The sequence below is a fragment of the Streptomyces sp. NPDC127117 genome, from assembly GCF_042677325.1.
Taxonomy (GTDB): Bacteria; Actinomycetota; Actinomycetes; order Streptomycetales; family Streptomycetaceae; genus Streptomyces.
Map to the genome: position 1 here is coordinate 22596 of NZ_JBHXTM010000044.1, position 13286 is coordinate 35881.

At 72.0% G+C, this 13286-nt stretch carries 12 protein-coding genes and 1 pseudogene; 9 read left to right on the top strand and 4 right to left on the bottom strand.

Annotation, left to right across the window (positions count from 1 at the left end; all coding sequences use genetic code 11):
* Positions 1-178: 178 nt before the first annotated feature.
* Both ACFVH0_RS30325 and ACFVH0_RS30330 read right to left on the bottom strand, forming a co-directional pair.
* Positions 179-1408, bottom strand: coding sequence for an acetyl-CoA C-acetyltransferase (locus tag ACFVH0_RS30325; RefSeq protein WP_385825366.1), 1230 nt, complete (start codon positions 1406-1408; stop codon positions 179-181).
* A gap of 128 nt (positions 1409-1536) precedes the next feature.
* Positions 1537-2445, bottom strand: a complete 909-nt coding sequence (locus ACFVH0_RS30330) for a LysR family transcriptional regulator (protein ID WP_385825368.1) — start codon at positions 2443-2445, stop codon at positions 1537-1539.
* Between the two features lie 238 nt (positions 2446-2683).
* Between ACFVH0_RS30330 and ACFVH0_RS30335 the strand changes: the two genes are divergently transcribed.
* The 4 genes from ACFVH0_RS30335 to ACFVH0_RS30350 all read left to right on the top strand — a co-directional run bounded on the left by ACFVH0_RS30335 (position 2684) and on the right by ACFVH0_RS30350 (position 6643).
* Positions 2684-3601 carry a CoA transferase subunit A gene (locus tag ACFVH0_RS30335; RefSeq protein ID WP_385825432.1) on the top strand — a complete coding sequence of 306 codons (918 nt, stop codon included), beginning with the start codon at positions 2684-2686 and terminating at the stop codon, positions 3599-3601.
* A 50-nt stretch (positions 3602-3651) separates the two neighbouring features.
* Complete coding sequence (locus ACFVH0_RS30340) at positions 3652-4455, top strand: CoA-transferase subunit beta (protein ID WP_385825370.1); 804 nt, start codon at positions 3652-3654, stop codon at positions 4453-4455.
* Between the two features lie 130 nt (positions 4456-4585).
* Complete coding sequence (locus ACFVH0_RS30345) at positions 4586-6139, top strand: 3-hydroxyacyl-CoA dehydrogenase (RefSeq protein ID WP_385825372.1); 1554 nt, start codon at positions 4586-4588, stop codon at positions 6137-6139.
* 111 nt (positions 6140-6250) lie between these two features.
* A complete protein-coding gene (locus ACFVH0_RS30350; protein ID WP_385825374.1) occupies positions 6251-6643 on the top strand; it encodes a VOC family protein in 393 nt (130 codons plus the stop codon).
* A 38-nt stretch (positions 6644-6681) separates the two neighbouring features.
* Here the strand turns inward: ACFVH0_RS30350 and ACFVH0_RS30355 are convergent.
* Positions 6682-7374, bottom strand: a pseudogene (locus ACFVH0_RS30355) (helix-turn-helix domain-containing protein); the annotation flags it as partial.
* Between the two features lie 52 nt (positions 7375-7426).
* On the opposite strand from ACFVH0_RS30355, the gene ACFVH0_RS30360 reads away from it, so the two are divergent.
* Positions 7427-7855, top strand: a complete 429-nt coding sequence (locus ACFVH0_RS30360; protein WP_385825433.1) for a CU044_2847 family protein — start codon at positions 7427-7429, stop codon at positions 7853-7855.
* A 7-nt stretch (positions 7856-7862) separates the two neighbouring features.
* Here ACFVH0_RS30360 and ACFVH0_RS30365 read toward each other — a convergent pair whose 3' ends face one another.
* Positions 7863-8966: a YihY/virulence factor BrkB family protein gene (locus ACFVH0_RS30365; RefSeq protein ID WP_385825435.1), complete on the bottom strand. Its 1104-nt coding sequence runs from the start codon at positions 8964-8966 to the stop codon at positions 7863-7865.
* Between the two features lie 104 nt (positions 8967-9070).
* Here ACFVH0_RS30365 and ACFVH0_RS30370 point away from each other — a divergent pair, with 104 nt between their 5' ends.
* The 4 genes from ACFVH0_RS30370 (at position 9071) to ACFVH0_RS30385 (ending at position 13248) form a co-directional block, all read left to right on the top strand.
* Positions 9071-10708, top strand: a complete 1638-nt coding sequence (locus tag ACFVH0_RS30370; RefSeq protein ID WP_385825376.1) for an acyl-CoA dehydrogenase family protein — start codon at positions 9071-9073, stop codon at positions 10706-10708.
* A gap of 235 nt (positions 10709-10943) precedes the next feature.
* The gene (locus ACFVH0_RS30375; protein WP_385825438.1) at positions 10944-12242 is read left to right on the top strand and encodes a GAF domain-containing protein; all 1299 of its coding nucleotides are present in this window, start codon (positions 10944-10946) and stop codon (positions 12240-12242) included.
* A 101-nt stretch (positions 12243-12343) separates the two neighbouring features.
* On the top strand, positions 12344-12937 hold the full coding sequence (locus ACFVH0_RS30380; RefSeq protein ID WP_385825378.1) for a GNAT family N-acetyltransferase: 594 nt from the start codon (positions 12344-12346) through the stop codon (positions 12935-12937).
* 227 nt (positions 12938-13164) lie between these two features.
* Positions 13165-13248, top strand: a complete 84-nt coding sequence (locus ACFVH0_RS30385) for a putative leader peptide (RefSeq protein WP_317864749.1) — start codon at positions 13165-13167, stop codon at positions 13246-13248.
* Positions 13249-13286: the final 38 nt, after the last annotated feature.

Consider the following 13286-nt stretch of genomic DNA (forward strand, 5'->3'; position numbering starts at 1 on the left):
CGCCTGTTGGCGTTCGGGGATGCGTGTGGACGCACCGGTGAACCGGGGAGGGGCCGCGGCGGTGGGGGTGATGGCGTTACGGTGCCAGCCGGGACCTAGAACGGTCCAATACTGAATTACTGGTGCAGTGAGACGCGTGACGTCTCACTGCACCGGTGGCGCCTGCGGCGGCCGGATCTCAGGCCGCGATCCGCTCGAAGATCGCGGCGAGACCCTGCCCGCCGCCGATGCACATGGTCTCCAGGCCGTACCGCGCCTCGCGGCGGTGCAGTTCGCGGGTGAGCGTGGCGAGAATCCGGGCGCCGGTGGCGCCGACCGGGTGGCCGAGGGAGACGCCGGAACCGTTGACGTTGATCCGCTGCTCGTGGTCCTTCTCGCCGAGGCCCAGCTCGCGGGTGCAGGCCAGCACCTGGGCGGCGAAGGCCTCGTTGAGCTCGATCAGATCGAGGTCGGCGAGGGTGAGCCCGGCGCGGTCGAGAGCGGCACGGGTCGCCGGGACGGGGCCGATGCCCATCGTCGCGGCGGGCACCCCGGCACGGGCGAAGGAGACCAGCCGGACCAGCGGGGTGAGGCCGAGCCGTTCGGCGGTGGCCGCGCTCGTGACCAGGCAGGCGGCGGCCGCGTCGTTCTGGCCGCTGGCGTTGCCCGCGGTGACGGTCGCCTCCGGGTCGGACTTCGCCATGATCGGGCGCAGCGCGGCGAGTTGTTCGGCGGTGGTGTCGGGGCGGGGGTGCTCGTCGGCGGTGACGACCGTCTCGCCCTTGCGGGTGCGTACGGTGACGGGGACGGTCTCGGCGTCGTACCGGCCCTCGGCCGCGGCCCGGCCGGCCCGCTGCTGGGAGCGCAGGGCGAGGGCGTCCTGGTCGGCGCGGCTGATGCCGTACTCGCGCCGGAGGTTCTCGGCGGTCTCGATCATGCCGCCGGGTACGGGGTGGTTGACGCCGCCCGCGGTGACCCTGCCCCGGGCCAGCGAGTCGTGGAGCTGGAGGCCGGGGCCCTTGATGCCCCAGCGGCCGTCGTGGGTGTAGTACGGAGCGGCACTCATCACATCGACGCCGCCCGCGACGACGACCTCGCTGAAGCCGGCCCGGATCTGCATCGCCGCGTCGAGCACGGCCTGGAGGCCCGAGCCGCAGCGGCGGTCGACCTGCGAACCGGTGACGGTCTGGGGCAGCCCGGCGTCGAGGGCGGCGACCCGGCCGATGGCGGGGGCCTCGGCGGACGGGTAGGAGTGGCCGAGGATCACCTCGTCGACGGCGGCGGGGTCGATACCCGTACGGGCCACGACCTCGGCGATGACGCGTGCGGCGAGTACGGCCGGCGTCTGCTGCGCGAACACTCCGCCGAACCGGCCGATGGGGGTACGCAGTGGTTCACAGATGACGACATCGAGCTGCTGGTCGGGCACGGCGTGACCTTTCGGTGGCGAGGGCGTTTGCCGCCGACCCTTGCACCCGGCGACTGAGTCGGTCCAATATCCAGTTCACCCTGGTTCAAGACGTGGCGCGTCTCAATGCGGCGTCGGCCTGCGGTGGTTCATCCCACGGCCGGGCCCGTCGGCGTGGGCAGGGCGTCCTCCGCCACGGCGAGTACCGCCCGCAGCGCGGCGGAGGGGTTGTCGGCCCGCCAGGCCAGCGCCGCCTGGAGCCGGATCGGCGGGCCGGACAGGGGCCGGTAGACGAGTCCGTTCTGCTGGATGTGCTGGACGGAGGTGACGGTGAGCGTGACGCCGACGCCCGCGGCGACCAGCGCCAGGATGGTGTACGAGTCGGGCGCCTCCTGGACGACCCGGGGGTTGAATCCGGCGGCCTCGCAGGCCGCCACCATCGCGTCGCGCACCGTGGAGCCGGTGTTGGCGGGGAAGGAGACGAAGGGTTCCTCGGCCAGGACGTCGATGGGAACGCTCTCCAGCCGGGCGAGCCGGTGGTCGAAGGGCAGCGCGCAGACCAGCTCCTCCTCGTCGATCACCCGGTACGCCACTCCCGGCTGGGTCACCGGCAGCCGGACGAAGCCCAGGTCGAGGGAGCCGTCCGCGACCCGGTCGAGGGCGACGTTGGCGTAGGTCTGGCCCCTCATGACCAGTTCGAGGGCGGGGTGGGCGGCGCGCACGGCCCTGGTGAGGTGCGGCAGCGTCTCGTGGCTGGAGGCGCCCGCGAAGCCGATGGTGACTCGGCCGTACTCACCGCGGCCCGCCGCCTTGGCGGCGCGCACCGCGGTGTCCAGATCGTCCAGGACGGTGCGGACCGGCTGGAGGAAGGACTCCCCCGCGCTGGTGAGCCGCACCGACCGGGTGTTGCGTTCGAAGAGCTGGACACCCAGCTCCTTCTCCAGCTGGCGGATCTGCTGACTGAGCGGCGGCTGGGCCATCTGCAGCCGCTTCGCGGCCCGTCCGAAGTGCAGTTCCTCGGCCACGGCGACGAACGCGGACAGATGACGCAGTTCCATGCGCGCTTCCCCTCGGCCACCGGTCGTCGCCGACCGGACCCATTGAACGGACCCCCTGAGCGGACCCACCGAACGGACCCACCGATCCGATTCATTAATCAGATGTCTCGATACGACCTTAATTTGGTATTGGACAGCAATCAATGGCCGCTGACACGGTGGGGCGACGCGCATACCCAGGACGCGCCAGCAGAGCCGGAGGAGCACCGTGGCCACGACGGACCGGAAAGACAAGACGATGTCGATGAAGGCGGCGATCGCCGCCTTCGTCCATGACGGCGGCACCGTCTGTCTCGAAGGCTTCACCCATCTCGTCCCGACCGCCGCAGGTCACGAGATCATCCGCCAGGGCCGCCGGGACCTCACCGTGGTCCGGATGACCGCGGACATCGTGGTGGACCAGATGATCGCCGCGGGCTGTGTCTCGCGGCTGGTCTCCTCCTTCGTCGGCAACTCCTCCGCCGGGTCGCTCGGCGAACTGCGCCGCCGCATCGAGACCGGTGAGCCCGCGCCGCTCGCCTTCGAGGAGTACAGCCACTACGGGATGATCTGCCGCTATCTGGCCGGTGCGCAGCGGCTGCCGTTCCACCCGCTGCGCAGCTACGGCGGCAGCGACCTGCCGTCCGTCAACAGCGGTCTGCGCAAGGTCACTTCGCCCTATCCCGGTCCGGACGGCGAGCCCGAGCAGATCTACGTCGTACCGCCGGTCAACCCGGACGTGACGATCATCCACGCCCAGCGCGCCGACCGCGGCGGCAATACTCAGATGTGGGGCCTGACCGGCATCCAGGCCGAGGCGGTGTACGCGGCGGAGCAGGCGATCGTCGTCGTGGAGGAGATCGTCGACGACGAGGTGATCCGTTCGGACCCGAACCGTACGCTCGTCCCCGCCCACGCGGTCGACGCGGTCGTCGTCTGCCCGCGCGGCGCCCACCCGTCCTTCGCGCAGGGGTACTACGACCGGGACAACGCGTTCTACCGCGCCTGGTCGCACATCAGCAAGGATCCGCAGCGGCTCCAGGACTGGCTGGCGGAGTGGGTGCTCGGCACGGCCGACCACGCGGAGTACGTCGACAAGCTCGGTGAGGAGTTCTGGGCGGGCCTGGCGGTCGGCGAGGCGCTGAGCCTGCCCGTGAACTACGGGCGTCGGCTGTGAGCGGGCGGACCGCACGGCCGACGGAAACGGAACAGAAGAGGGAACGCCCCATGACGACGACCACGAGCACGACCACGACCACGACCACCGCACCGGACACCATCACCTCCTCGGAGCTGCTCTCCGTCGTCGCCTCCCGCGAACTGACCTCGCGCCGCACCGTGTTCGCCGGTATCGGCCTGCCGACGCTCGCCACCGAGCTGGCCCGTCTGACGGTCGCCCCGGAGATCGAGGTCGTGTACGAGTCCGGGGTCTGCGGCGCGCATCCCTCGCACCTGCCGGAGACCATCGCCGACGCGGTCCTGATCACCGGTGCGGAGGCGGTGCTCCCGATGCCCACGCTCTTCGGCTGCGTCCTCCAGGGCGGCCATATCGACGTGGGGTTCCTGGGCGCCGCGCAGATCGACCGGTGGGGCAACCTCAACACCTCCGTGATCGGCGACTGGGACCGCCCCTCGGTCCGGCTGCCCGGCTCCGGAGGCGGCATCGAGGTGATGGCCAACTCCCGTGAGGTCTTCGTGGTGATGCGCCGCCACGATCCGCGCTCCTTCACCGAAACCCTGGACTTCTGCACCACGCCCGGACCGGACCGGGCACTGGCCGAGGGCATCCGGCCGCTGGGCGCCGGAGTCACCCGGGTCATCACCGGACTGGGCATCCTGGCCCGCGTGGGCGTCGGCGAGGAGCTCCATCTGGTCGCCGTCCACCCCGGTGTCACCGTCGAGCAGGTACGGGCGGCCACCGGCTGGGACCTGAAGGTGGCCGACACGGTCGGCACCGTCCCGCCGCCGACCGCGGCCGAACTCCGGCTGCTGCGTGAGGACGTGGACCCGGACCGCGTCTATCTTCGCTGAGACGGATCACATGTCACACCCGTTCGCTTGGACGGGTCACATGTCACACCCGTCGGCTTGGACGGATCACATGTCACACCCGCCGACCCGGACGGATCACATGTCACACCCCGAGAGGACCGCAACCGCCATGCGTATCAGGATCGTCGGCGCCGGGGCCATGGGCCGCGGCATCGCCCAGTGGGCGGCGACCGCCGGACACACCGTCGAACTGTGCGACGTGCGCACGGAGGCCGTGACGGCCGCCGTGGACTTCGTACGGTCGATGCTCGAACGGGCCGTCCAGAAGGGCCGGATGTCCGCCGAGGACAGCGCCGCCGCCCTGGAGCGGCTGATCCCGCTCGACGACCCGTGGGCGCAGGGCCCGGACGTCGAGCTGGTCGTCGAGGCCGTGCGGGAGGACCTCGACACCAAGACGGAGGTCTTCGGCCGGCTGGAGAAGGCGCTGCCCGCGACGGCCGTCTTCGCCACCAACACCTCGTCCCTGTCGGTCACCCGGATCGCCGCGGCGCTGGAGGACCCGACTCGCCTGGCCGGGCTGCACTTCTTCAACCCGGTGCCGCTGATGAAGATCGTCGAGATCGTGCCCGGCGCCGCCACCCGCCCGGAGATCCCGCCGGCCCTCACCGCACTCGTCGAGAGCTGCGGCCACCGCGCGGTCACCGTCGCCGACACCCCCGGCTTCCTCGTCAATCACGCCGGGCGCGGGCTGGTGACCGAGGCGCTCGCACTGCTGGAGGAGACGGCCGGCGATCCGGCGGACATCGACCGGATCGCCCGAGACGTACTGGGCCTGCGAATGGGCCCGTTCGAGCTGATGGACCTCACCGGCCTCGATGTGACGGCCGCGGTGATCGACTCGATCTGGCAGGGCTTCCGGTACGCGGACCGGCTCCGCCCCTCCTACCTCACCCCGAACCGGGTGGCGGCCGGGCTGCACGGCCGCAAGACCGGGCACGGCTGGTACGCGTACGGCCCCCAGGCGCCCGCCCCCGCCCCCGAGCCGCCGGTCACCGGCGACGCGGACCGTCCGGTGTTCGTCCACGGCACCGAGGGGCAGGACCGGGACGCGGCCGCGCTGCGGACCGCGCTGACCGCCGCGGGCCGCGTGGTCGAGACCGGCGACCGGCCGTCCGCCGGGGCCCTCGTGCTGGTTCCGCTCTGGGGCACCACGGTGGCCGGGGCGGTCGCCGGACACGGGCTGCCCGCGGGGCGCACCTTCGGCGTGGATCCGCTGCCCGCGGCCGGCCGGCGCCGGGTGCTGGCCGTGACCCCGGCTGCGGACCCGGCCGCCGCACGTGACGCCCGCGCGGTGCTGGCCCGTGCGGCACAGGGCGAGGAGCCGTGGGCGGTCTCGGTGGTGCGGGACACCGCGGGCTCGGTCGCCCAGCGGCTGCTCGCCTCGATCGTGTCGGTCGCGGCGGGAATCGCGGAGCGCTCCATCGCGGCTCCCGCCGACATCGACCTGGCCGTCACCGCCGGGCTCGGCTACCCCGTCGGCCCGCTGGCCTGGGGCGACCGGATCGGCGCGGACCGGATGCTGGAGCTGCACCGGGCCCTGCACCGCACGACGGGCGATCCGCGCCATCGCCCGAGCCGCTGGGTCACCGAACGCGCACAGCTCGGCCTCGCCCTGACGGACCCGGGCACATCACCCGCCGACTGCGTGGCCGACGCGACGTAGGCGTGGTGGCGAACGGGTGCTGCCAGGGCTCCCCCGGCAGCACCCGTCCCGCGTACCGGCCATGTCCGATTCGTACAAGACCCGCGCCGCGGCCCGGCATACGGTCGGAGCATGACTCCACGCATGGACGCGATCGGCATCGTCACGGCGGATCTGGCCGCATCGCTCACCTTCTACCGCCGGCTCGGCCTCGACATCCCGGCCGGAGCGGAATCCGCACCTCATGTCGAAGTGACGCTCCCCGGCGGGCAGCGGATGCTCTGGGACACCGAGGACGTCGTCCGCTCGTTCGACCCCGGATGGACCGCGCCGACCGGCGGTGACCGTCTCTCACTGGCCTTCCTGTGCGACAGCCCGGCGGAGGTGGACGCGGTGTACGACGACCTGACCGGCGCGGGATACCGGGGACATCTGAAGCCGTGGGACGCGGTGTGGGGGCAGCGTTACGCGACGGTCCTCGACCCGGACGGCTGCGCGGTGTCGTTGTTCGCCGCCAACGGCTGAGGCGGCAGGCCCCAACTGCTGGAACGAGGCAGACCTCAGCGGGCCAGGTAGGCGGTCAGGGTGGTTCCGGCCAGGTCGCGCATCTCCCGGGCGAGATGGGCCTGGTCGGTGCAGCCCGCCTCGACCGCCGCCTCGGCGTACGGCGCCCCGGACCGGGCGAGGGCCAGCGCGCGCTGAAGGCGCAGGACCCGGGCGAGCGTCTTGGGCCCGTAGCCGAAGGCCGCGAGCGAACGGCGGTGCAACTTGCGGGCGCCCAGACCGGCCCGGTGCGCGGTCTCCGCGACGGACCATCCGGCGTCGAGCCGGTCGGCGACGTACCGCATCACCGGGTCCGGCGGCGCGGTGTCGGCCGCCCGGCGCAGCGCGACATCCTCCAGCGCGGCAGCCGGGTCGGCTGCCTCGGCGAGTTGTTCGGTGAGTACCCGGACCCGGCCTGCCGGCCACAGGTCGGCGAGTTCGACGCGGCGGTCGCGCAGCTCGTACGCCGCCACCCCGAGCAGCGTGGGGGCCGTGCCGGGCGCGAACCGGATGCCGGCGCACCGCCCTCCGGCCGGGGCGGACGGCGTCACGGCACGGCTGTCGGGGCCCGCGACGAGCAGCCGGCCACCGGTCCAGAGCAGGTCCATGCAGCCGTCGGGCAGCACCGGATGGACCGATCCCTCCGGCACGCTCAGCGTCCACACGATCGCACCGTCGAACCGCGACGTCCGCTCTTCGTACCTGTCTCCCATGCCTCACACGCTAATCTCGTCGGCGAACGGAATCAGCTTCCCGGGGACGGTCATGACGGCACTGATGGAGTTCACCACCGAGAGCGGCGCGACCGTCACGGTCGAGGTCGACCGGCACACGCCGGGCGCGCAGCTGGTCGCGCTGGGCGACGACAACACCCTGGCCAGAGCCGGACGTACGTTCGACAGCGCGCTGACGGGAATCCGGTCGGCGGCGGAGTCCGCCCTCGCGGTGTTCCGGGACGGCGCCCTGAAGCCGGACGGGGTGGAGCTGGAATTCGGGGTGAAGATCACGGCGGAGGCCGGCGCGGTGATCGCCAAGAGCTCGGTCGAGGGGCATCTGACGGTCAAGCTGTCCTGGTCCCCCGGCGCGACACCGGCGGTACCCGAGGCACCGGCGGTACCCGCGGCACCCACGACTCTGGCGGTACCCGCGGCACCCGCGGAGCCGACCGTGCCGGCGCCCACGCCCGCGCCGTAGAAGCCGCTCAGCCGCCGGACTCCTCGTCCCGCTTTTCCGGGTCCGGCTTCTCCGGCTCCTTGTCGCGGCTCGGTTGCAGCCTGGACTTCACGTCGTCCGGCGGCAGGAACTTCGACCAGCGCTCGGGAAACTCGGAGGGCATGTAGGGGCTGTCGCCGACGTCGCTCCCGTCGTCGTCGTCATCGTCGTCCCAGTCCTCCTGGTTCCCGGCCTGCGTCCGGGCGACGAACTCCGCCGCCTGGGCCGCCCGTACCCGGTCGTTCGCCGCACGGGCGGCGGCCGTCGCCAGCGAGGGCCAGACCCGGTCGATGGCCGCGTTGACCGCCGCGCCCACCAGCACCGCGAACGCGGAGATGCCGATCCACAGCAGCACGGCGATCGGGGCCGCCAAGGAGCCGTAGATCGTGGGCCCCTCGACCGTACTGGTGAGGTAGATCCGGAGCAGGAAGCTGCCGAGCACCCACATCGCCAGCGCGACCAGCGCGCCCGGCATGTCCTCGATCCACGGCGAACGGACCGGCACGGACACGTGGTAGAGCGTCGTCAGGAACGCGATCGACAGCAGGATCACCAGCGGCCAGTACAGGACGCTTATGAGCTCGGTGCCCCACGGGACGAACTCCACGACCCGGTCGGGGCCGACGACCAGCAGCGGCAGCACGACGGCGCCGAGCAGCAGCGCGACGACGTACAGCAGGAAGGCGAGCAGCCGCGTCTTGACGATGCCGCGCTGGCCGTCGAGTCCGTACATCACGGTGATCGTGTCGATGAAGACATTGACCGCGCGGGAGCCGGACCAGAGCGCGATGGCGAAGCCGATCGAGATGACATCGGGCCGGGCACCGGTGGAGACGTCCGCCAGCAGCGGCTTGGCGAAGTCGTTGACGCCCCGCTCGCTGAGCACGGTCTGCGCGGCGTTGAGGATGTTGCGCTCGATGGAGGCGACCGTGGTGGTGCTGGTCCACTCGTCGACGTATCCGAGCAGTCCGATCAGGCCGAGGAGCAGGGGCGGCAGGGACAGCAGGGTGAAGAACGCCGCCTCGGCGGCGAGCCCGAGAATGCGGTACTCCATGCACGAGTTGACGGTGTCCTTGAGCAACTGCCAGGCCATCTGCCGCTTGGATACGTTGCGGTAGAGGACTCGGGCCCGGTGGAGCCGACCCGGTGGCCGCTCGGGTGTTTCGTTTGCTGCCTGCACATCCTTACCGTATCGGCATGGCAGCCACCACCCACACCGTGTCCAACCAGGTACCGCCGCTGACCGGCTACGACGTCTTCGGCACCGACCGGGTGCTCACCGAGGCCGTGCAACGTCACACAGCACCCGCGCTACTGGCCGAAGTCCGGGGCGAACTCGGTGAGCTGGGCCGGGCCGCGGGCTCCGCCCAGGTACAGGAGTGGGGTGCGCAGGCGAACGCCGATCCGCCGGTGCTGCGTTCGCACGACCGGTACGGCCATCGCATCGACGAGGTCGAGTTCCATCCGGCATGGCACCGGCTGCTCGGCCACGCGGTCGGCTCGGGCCTGACCGGTGGCTGGGGCCGGCCCGGCGGCCACGTACGGCGGGCGGCCGGCTTCCTCGTGTGGACGCAGGCCGAGGCCGGGCACGGCTGCCCGGTGTCGATGACACACGCGGCGGTGCCCGCGCTGCGCACCGATCCGGAGCTGGCCGCCGAGTGGGAGCCGCTGCTCACCTCAAGGGTGTACGAGCGGGGGCTGCGGCCCGCCGCGGGGAAGGCCGGGGCGCTCCTCGGGATGGGGATGACGGAGAAGCAGGGCGGCACGGACGTACGGGCGAACACGACCCGGGCCGAGCCGCTGGCCGCGGCGGGCGAGTATCTGCTCACCGGGCACAAGTGGTTCTGCTCGGCGCCGATGTCCGACGGCTTCCTGGTGCTGGCGCAGGCGCCCGGCGGACTGACGTGCTTTCTGCTGCCCCGGGTGCTGCCCGACGGCACCCGCAACCCCTTCGCGATCCAGCGGCTCAAGGACAAACTGGGCAACCGGTCGAACGCCTCGGCCGAGGTCGAGTTCGACGGCAGCTGGGCGCGCAGGGTCGGCGAGGAGGGGCACGGGGTGCGCACCATCATCGAGATGGTGGCGGCGACCCGGCTGGACTGCGTGGTCGCGTCGGCGGCGCTGATGCGGCAGGCGGTGGCGCAGGCGATCCACCACTGTACGTACCGCAGCGCGTTCGGCGGGGTGCTGGTCGAGAAGCCGCTGATGCGCAATGTGCTGGCCGATCTGGCGCTGGAGTCGGAGGCCGCGACGGTGCTGGCGATGCGGCTGGCGGCGGCGTACGACGACGGGTCGGAGAGCGAGCGGGCCTTCCTGCGGATCGCGGTGCCGGCGGCGAAGTTCTGGGTGACCAAGCGGTGCACACCGGCGGTGGGCGAGGCTCTGGAGTGTCTGGGCGGAAACGGTTACGTCGAGGAGTCCGGGATGCCCCGGCTGCTGCGTGAGGCGCCGCTCAACTCCATCTGGGAGGGCACCGGGAACGTGCAGGCGCTGGATGTGCTCCGGGCGCTGCAGCGTGAGCCGATGGCGCTGAACGCGTTCCTCCAGGAGGTCGGCAGGGCGCGCGGGGCCGATCACCGGCTGGACGGGGCGATCAAGGACATGCTGACGGAGCTGGCCGATCTGGAGGGGATCGAGGCGCGGGCCCGCCGTCTTGCGGAGCGGATGGCGCTGGTGCTCCAGGGTTCGCTGCTGGTGCGGTGGGCGCCGCCGGAAGTGGCCGACGCGTTCTGCGCGTCACGGCTGGGCGCGGACCGGGGCGCGTCCTTCGGGACGCTGCCGCACACCCTGGATCTGGCATCGGTCGTCGCACGGGCGCGGCCCGTCGCGCACTGAGAACCGCCCCGCGCACAGCAACGGAGGGTGGTGCTGCGCCGACACGGCACCACCCTCCATGTTGTGCACGCCGACGATGGAACCAGGGCTCCGCCGCGCGGTGTTCCACCACTCTCGTACGGACCCGCACCCTCTCGCCAGAGTTGCAAAGGGTTGCAACCATTGTGCGGAGTGCGCGGTACCGGGCCCCTCGCGGCGGCAGGATGGGGCCGTGGATCGTCGAGTCGGCCCTGGCATGTGGGGGGAAACGAGAGTGGAGACCAGCGCCTCAGGGGTGCCCCGGCCTGCTGTCCCGCAGACCGCGGGGGCCGCCCGTGCGATCCACCGGGCCAGGGAAGCCGCGCTCGTCGGCGACCGCCCGGCGGTCGCCCCGCGGGCCGAGATCGGTGCCTCGTGGGACCGGGTGCTGCGCAGCGGCATCGATCCGGACCAGTCGACCGAGAGCCCGCTGCTCGATGTGGACGAGATCGAGCACCGTCGCCGGAGCTCGACGCTGGGCGAGGTGATGCCGCTGCTCAACGACGGTCTGGTCGCCCTGGCGGACGCCGCCCAGCAGATCATGGTGGTCACCGATGTGGAGTGCCGGGTGCTGTGGCGCCGGGGCAACGCGGGGGTGCTGCGCCGGGCGGACGACGTCTGTCTGGCGGAGGGCGCGGCCTGGGCGGAGGAGAGCACGGGGACGAACGCGATCGGTACGGCACTGGTCTCCCGCGTCCCGGTCCAGGTCCATTCCTCGGAGCACTTCGTCCGCACGCTGCACAGCTGGACGTGTGCGGCGGCCCCGGTCCGTGACCCGCGCGACGGCAGGATGATGGGCATCGTCGACATGAGCGGTCCCGCGTCCACGTTCCATCCGACGACGCTCGCCCTGGTCAGTTCGGTCGCCAGGCTGGCGGAGAGCGAGATCAGGAACCGGCATCTGCAGGCGATCGACCGGCTGCGTTCGGTGGCGGCGCCGCTGGTGTGCCGGCTGGGCGGCCGGGCCCTGGCGGTGGACACCCACGGCTGGCTGGCCGCGGTGACCGGGATGCCGCCGGTGGACCGGCTGCCGCTGCCCAAGTCGTTGCGGCCGGGCCGGGTGTGGCTGCCGTCGCTCGGCATGTGCCGGGTCGAGCCGCTGCCCGGCGGCTGGCTGATCCAGGTCGCGGAGGGGCCTTCGGACGGGGCGCCGCAGCGGGTGGTGCTGGATCTGAGCCGTCCCCGCGGTCTCACGGTCAATGTGGTGGGTGCGGTGGGCACCTGGACGCAGCGGCTCTCGCCGCGCCATGCGGAGCTGCTGTACGCCCTGGCGCTGCACCCGGAGGGGCGTACGGCGTCCGAGCTGGCCCAGGACATCTTCGGCGACGCGACCCGGACGGTGACGGTGCGGGCGGAGATCTCCCGGATGCGCCGCCATCTCGCCCAGGTGCTCGCGCACCGCCCGTACCGCTTCGGTGAGGACGTCGAGGTGGAGGTGATCCACCCGGACCACCCGGCCGATCTGCTGCCGCACTCCACGGCTCCGGTGGTGGTCAGGGCGCGTACGGCCGACTGAGGGGGCCCGCGGCGGATCCGGGCCCGCTCCGCCGGCGGTCCGCCGTCCGCGCTTCGGGACCGGCTTTGGCGCAGGCGGCGGGGCATGGTTCCCTGGCAGCCATGAACAACCCCGCACACAGCACCGCCGCCACCGCCGAAGTGACCATCTGGTCCCTGGAACAGACCTCCCCCGACGACCTGCGGCCCGCCGCGGTCCCGGAGGGCGATGTGCGGATCGTGCGGTCCGAGATACCGCTCCCCGAGTTCAGCCGGTTCCTCTACACGGCGGTCGGCGGCGACATCCGGTGGACCGACCGGCTCGGCATGACGTACGCGCAGTGGCAGGAGGCCCTGGACCGGCCGGGGGCCGAGACCTGGGTGGCGTACGCGAACGGCACCCCGGCTGGCTACCTGGAGCTGGACCCGCAGGACGAGGGCACGGTCGAGATCATGTACTTCGGGCTGATCCCGGCTTTCCGGGGACGCCGGATCGGCGGTCATCTCCTCTCCTACGGGGTCGCCCGGGCCTGGGACCTGGCGGAGCGCTCGCCGGAGCGGACGCCGACGAAGCGGGTGTGGCTGCACACCTGCTCCAAGGACGGCCCGTACGCCATGGACAACTATCTGCGGCGCGGTTTCCGGCTCTTCGACACGAAGGTGGAGCTGGAGCCGGAGGTGGAGACGCCGGGTCCGTGGCCCGGGTCCGGGCGGTAGGTACGACAGGAGGGCGGCCCTCCGCTCGCGCTGCCGCGTTCCGTTGACGGACGCTCGCGCTGCCGTGTTCCGTTGACAGACCGTGGGGGGGGATTGCGGCCATTACGGGCGGTTCGACCCGGACACTTTCCGTGACGAGCGCCACAGTGTCTCGCATAGCGGGACACTCTCGTCCACATCTTGGATAGTGGTGGACTGGCCCGAGATTCGCGTGCCACGCTTCCGTCATGCCTGGAACTGGAATTGCCTTGGTGAGTCGACGCCACGTCGACCTCGGCCGTGTGTCCAGCGCCATCTGTCCGGCGAGCTGAGAGTCCCAGCACCGCCGCGATCCCCTTTTCTCTGCAAA

Bases quoted from the DNA above. Each gene is read 5' to 3' on its own strand.
- ACFVH0_RS30330 (WP_385825368.1), bottom strand. From the start codon at position 2,445: ATGGAACTGCGTCATCTGTCCGCGTTCGTCGCCGTGGCCGAGGAACTG.
- ACFVH0_RS30335 (WP_385825432.1), top strand. From the start codon at position 2,684: ATGTCGATGAAGGCGGCGATCGCCGCCTTCGTCCATGACGGCGGCACC.
- ACFVH0_RS30340 (WP_385825370.1), top strand. From the start codon at position 3,652: ATGACGACGACCACGAGCACGACCACGACCACGACCACCGCACCGGAC.
- ACFVH0_RS30345 (WP_385825372.1), top strand. From the start codon at position 4,586: ATGCGTATCAGGATCGTCGGCGCCGGGGCCATGGGCCGCGGCATCGCC.
- ACFVH0_RS30350 (WP_385825374.1), top strand. From the start codon at position 6,251: ATGACTCCACGCATGGACGCGATCGGCATCGTCACGGCGGATCTGGCC.
- ACFVH0_RS30360 (WP_385825433.1), top strand. From the start codon at position 7,427: ATGACGGCACTGATGGAGTTCACCACCGAGAGCGGCGCGACCGTCACG.
- ACFVH0_RS30365 (WP_385825435.1), bottom strand. From the start codon at position 8,966: ATGGCCTGGCAGTTGCTCAAGGACACCGTCAACTCGTGCATGGAGTAC.
- ACFVH0_RS30370 (WP_385825376.1), top strand. From the start codon at position 9,071: ATGGCAGCCACCACCCACACCGTGTCCAACCAGGTACCGCCGCTGACC.
- ACFVH0_RS30375 (WP_385825438.1), top strand. From the start codon at position 10,944: ATGTGGGGGGAAACGAGAGTGGAGACCAGCGCCTCAGGGGTGCCCCGG.
- ACFVH0_RS30380 (WP_385825378.1), top strand. From the start codon at position 12,344: ATGAACAACCCCGCACACAGCACCGCCGCCACCGCCGAAGTGACCATC.
- ACFVH0_RS30385 (WP_317864749.1), top strand. From the start codon at position 13,165: ATGCCTGGAACTGGAATTGCCTTGGTGAGTCGACGCCACGTCGACCTC.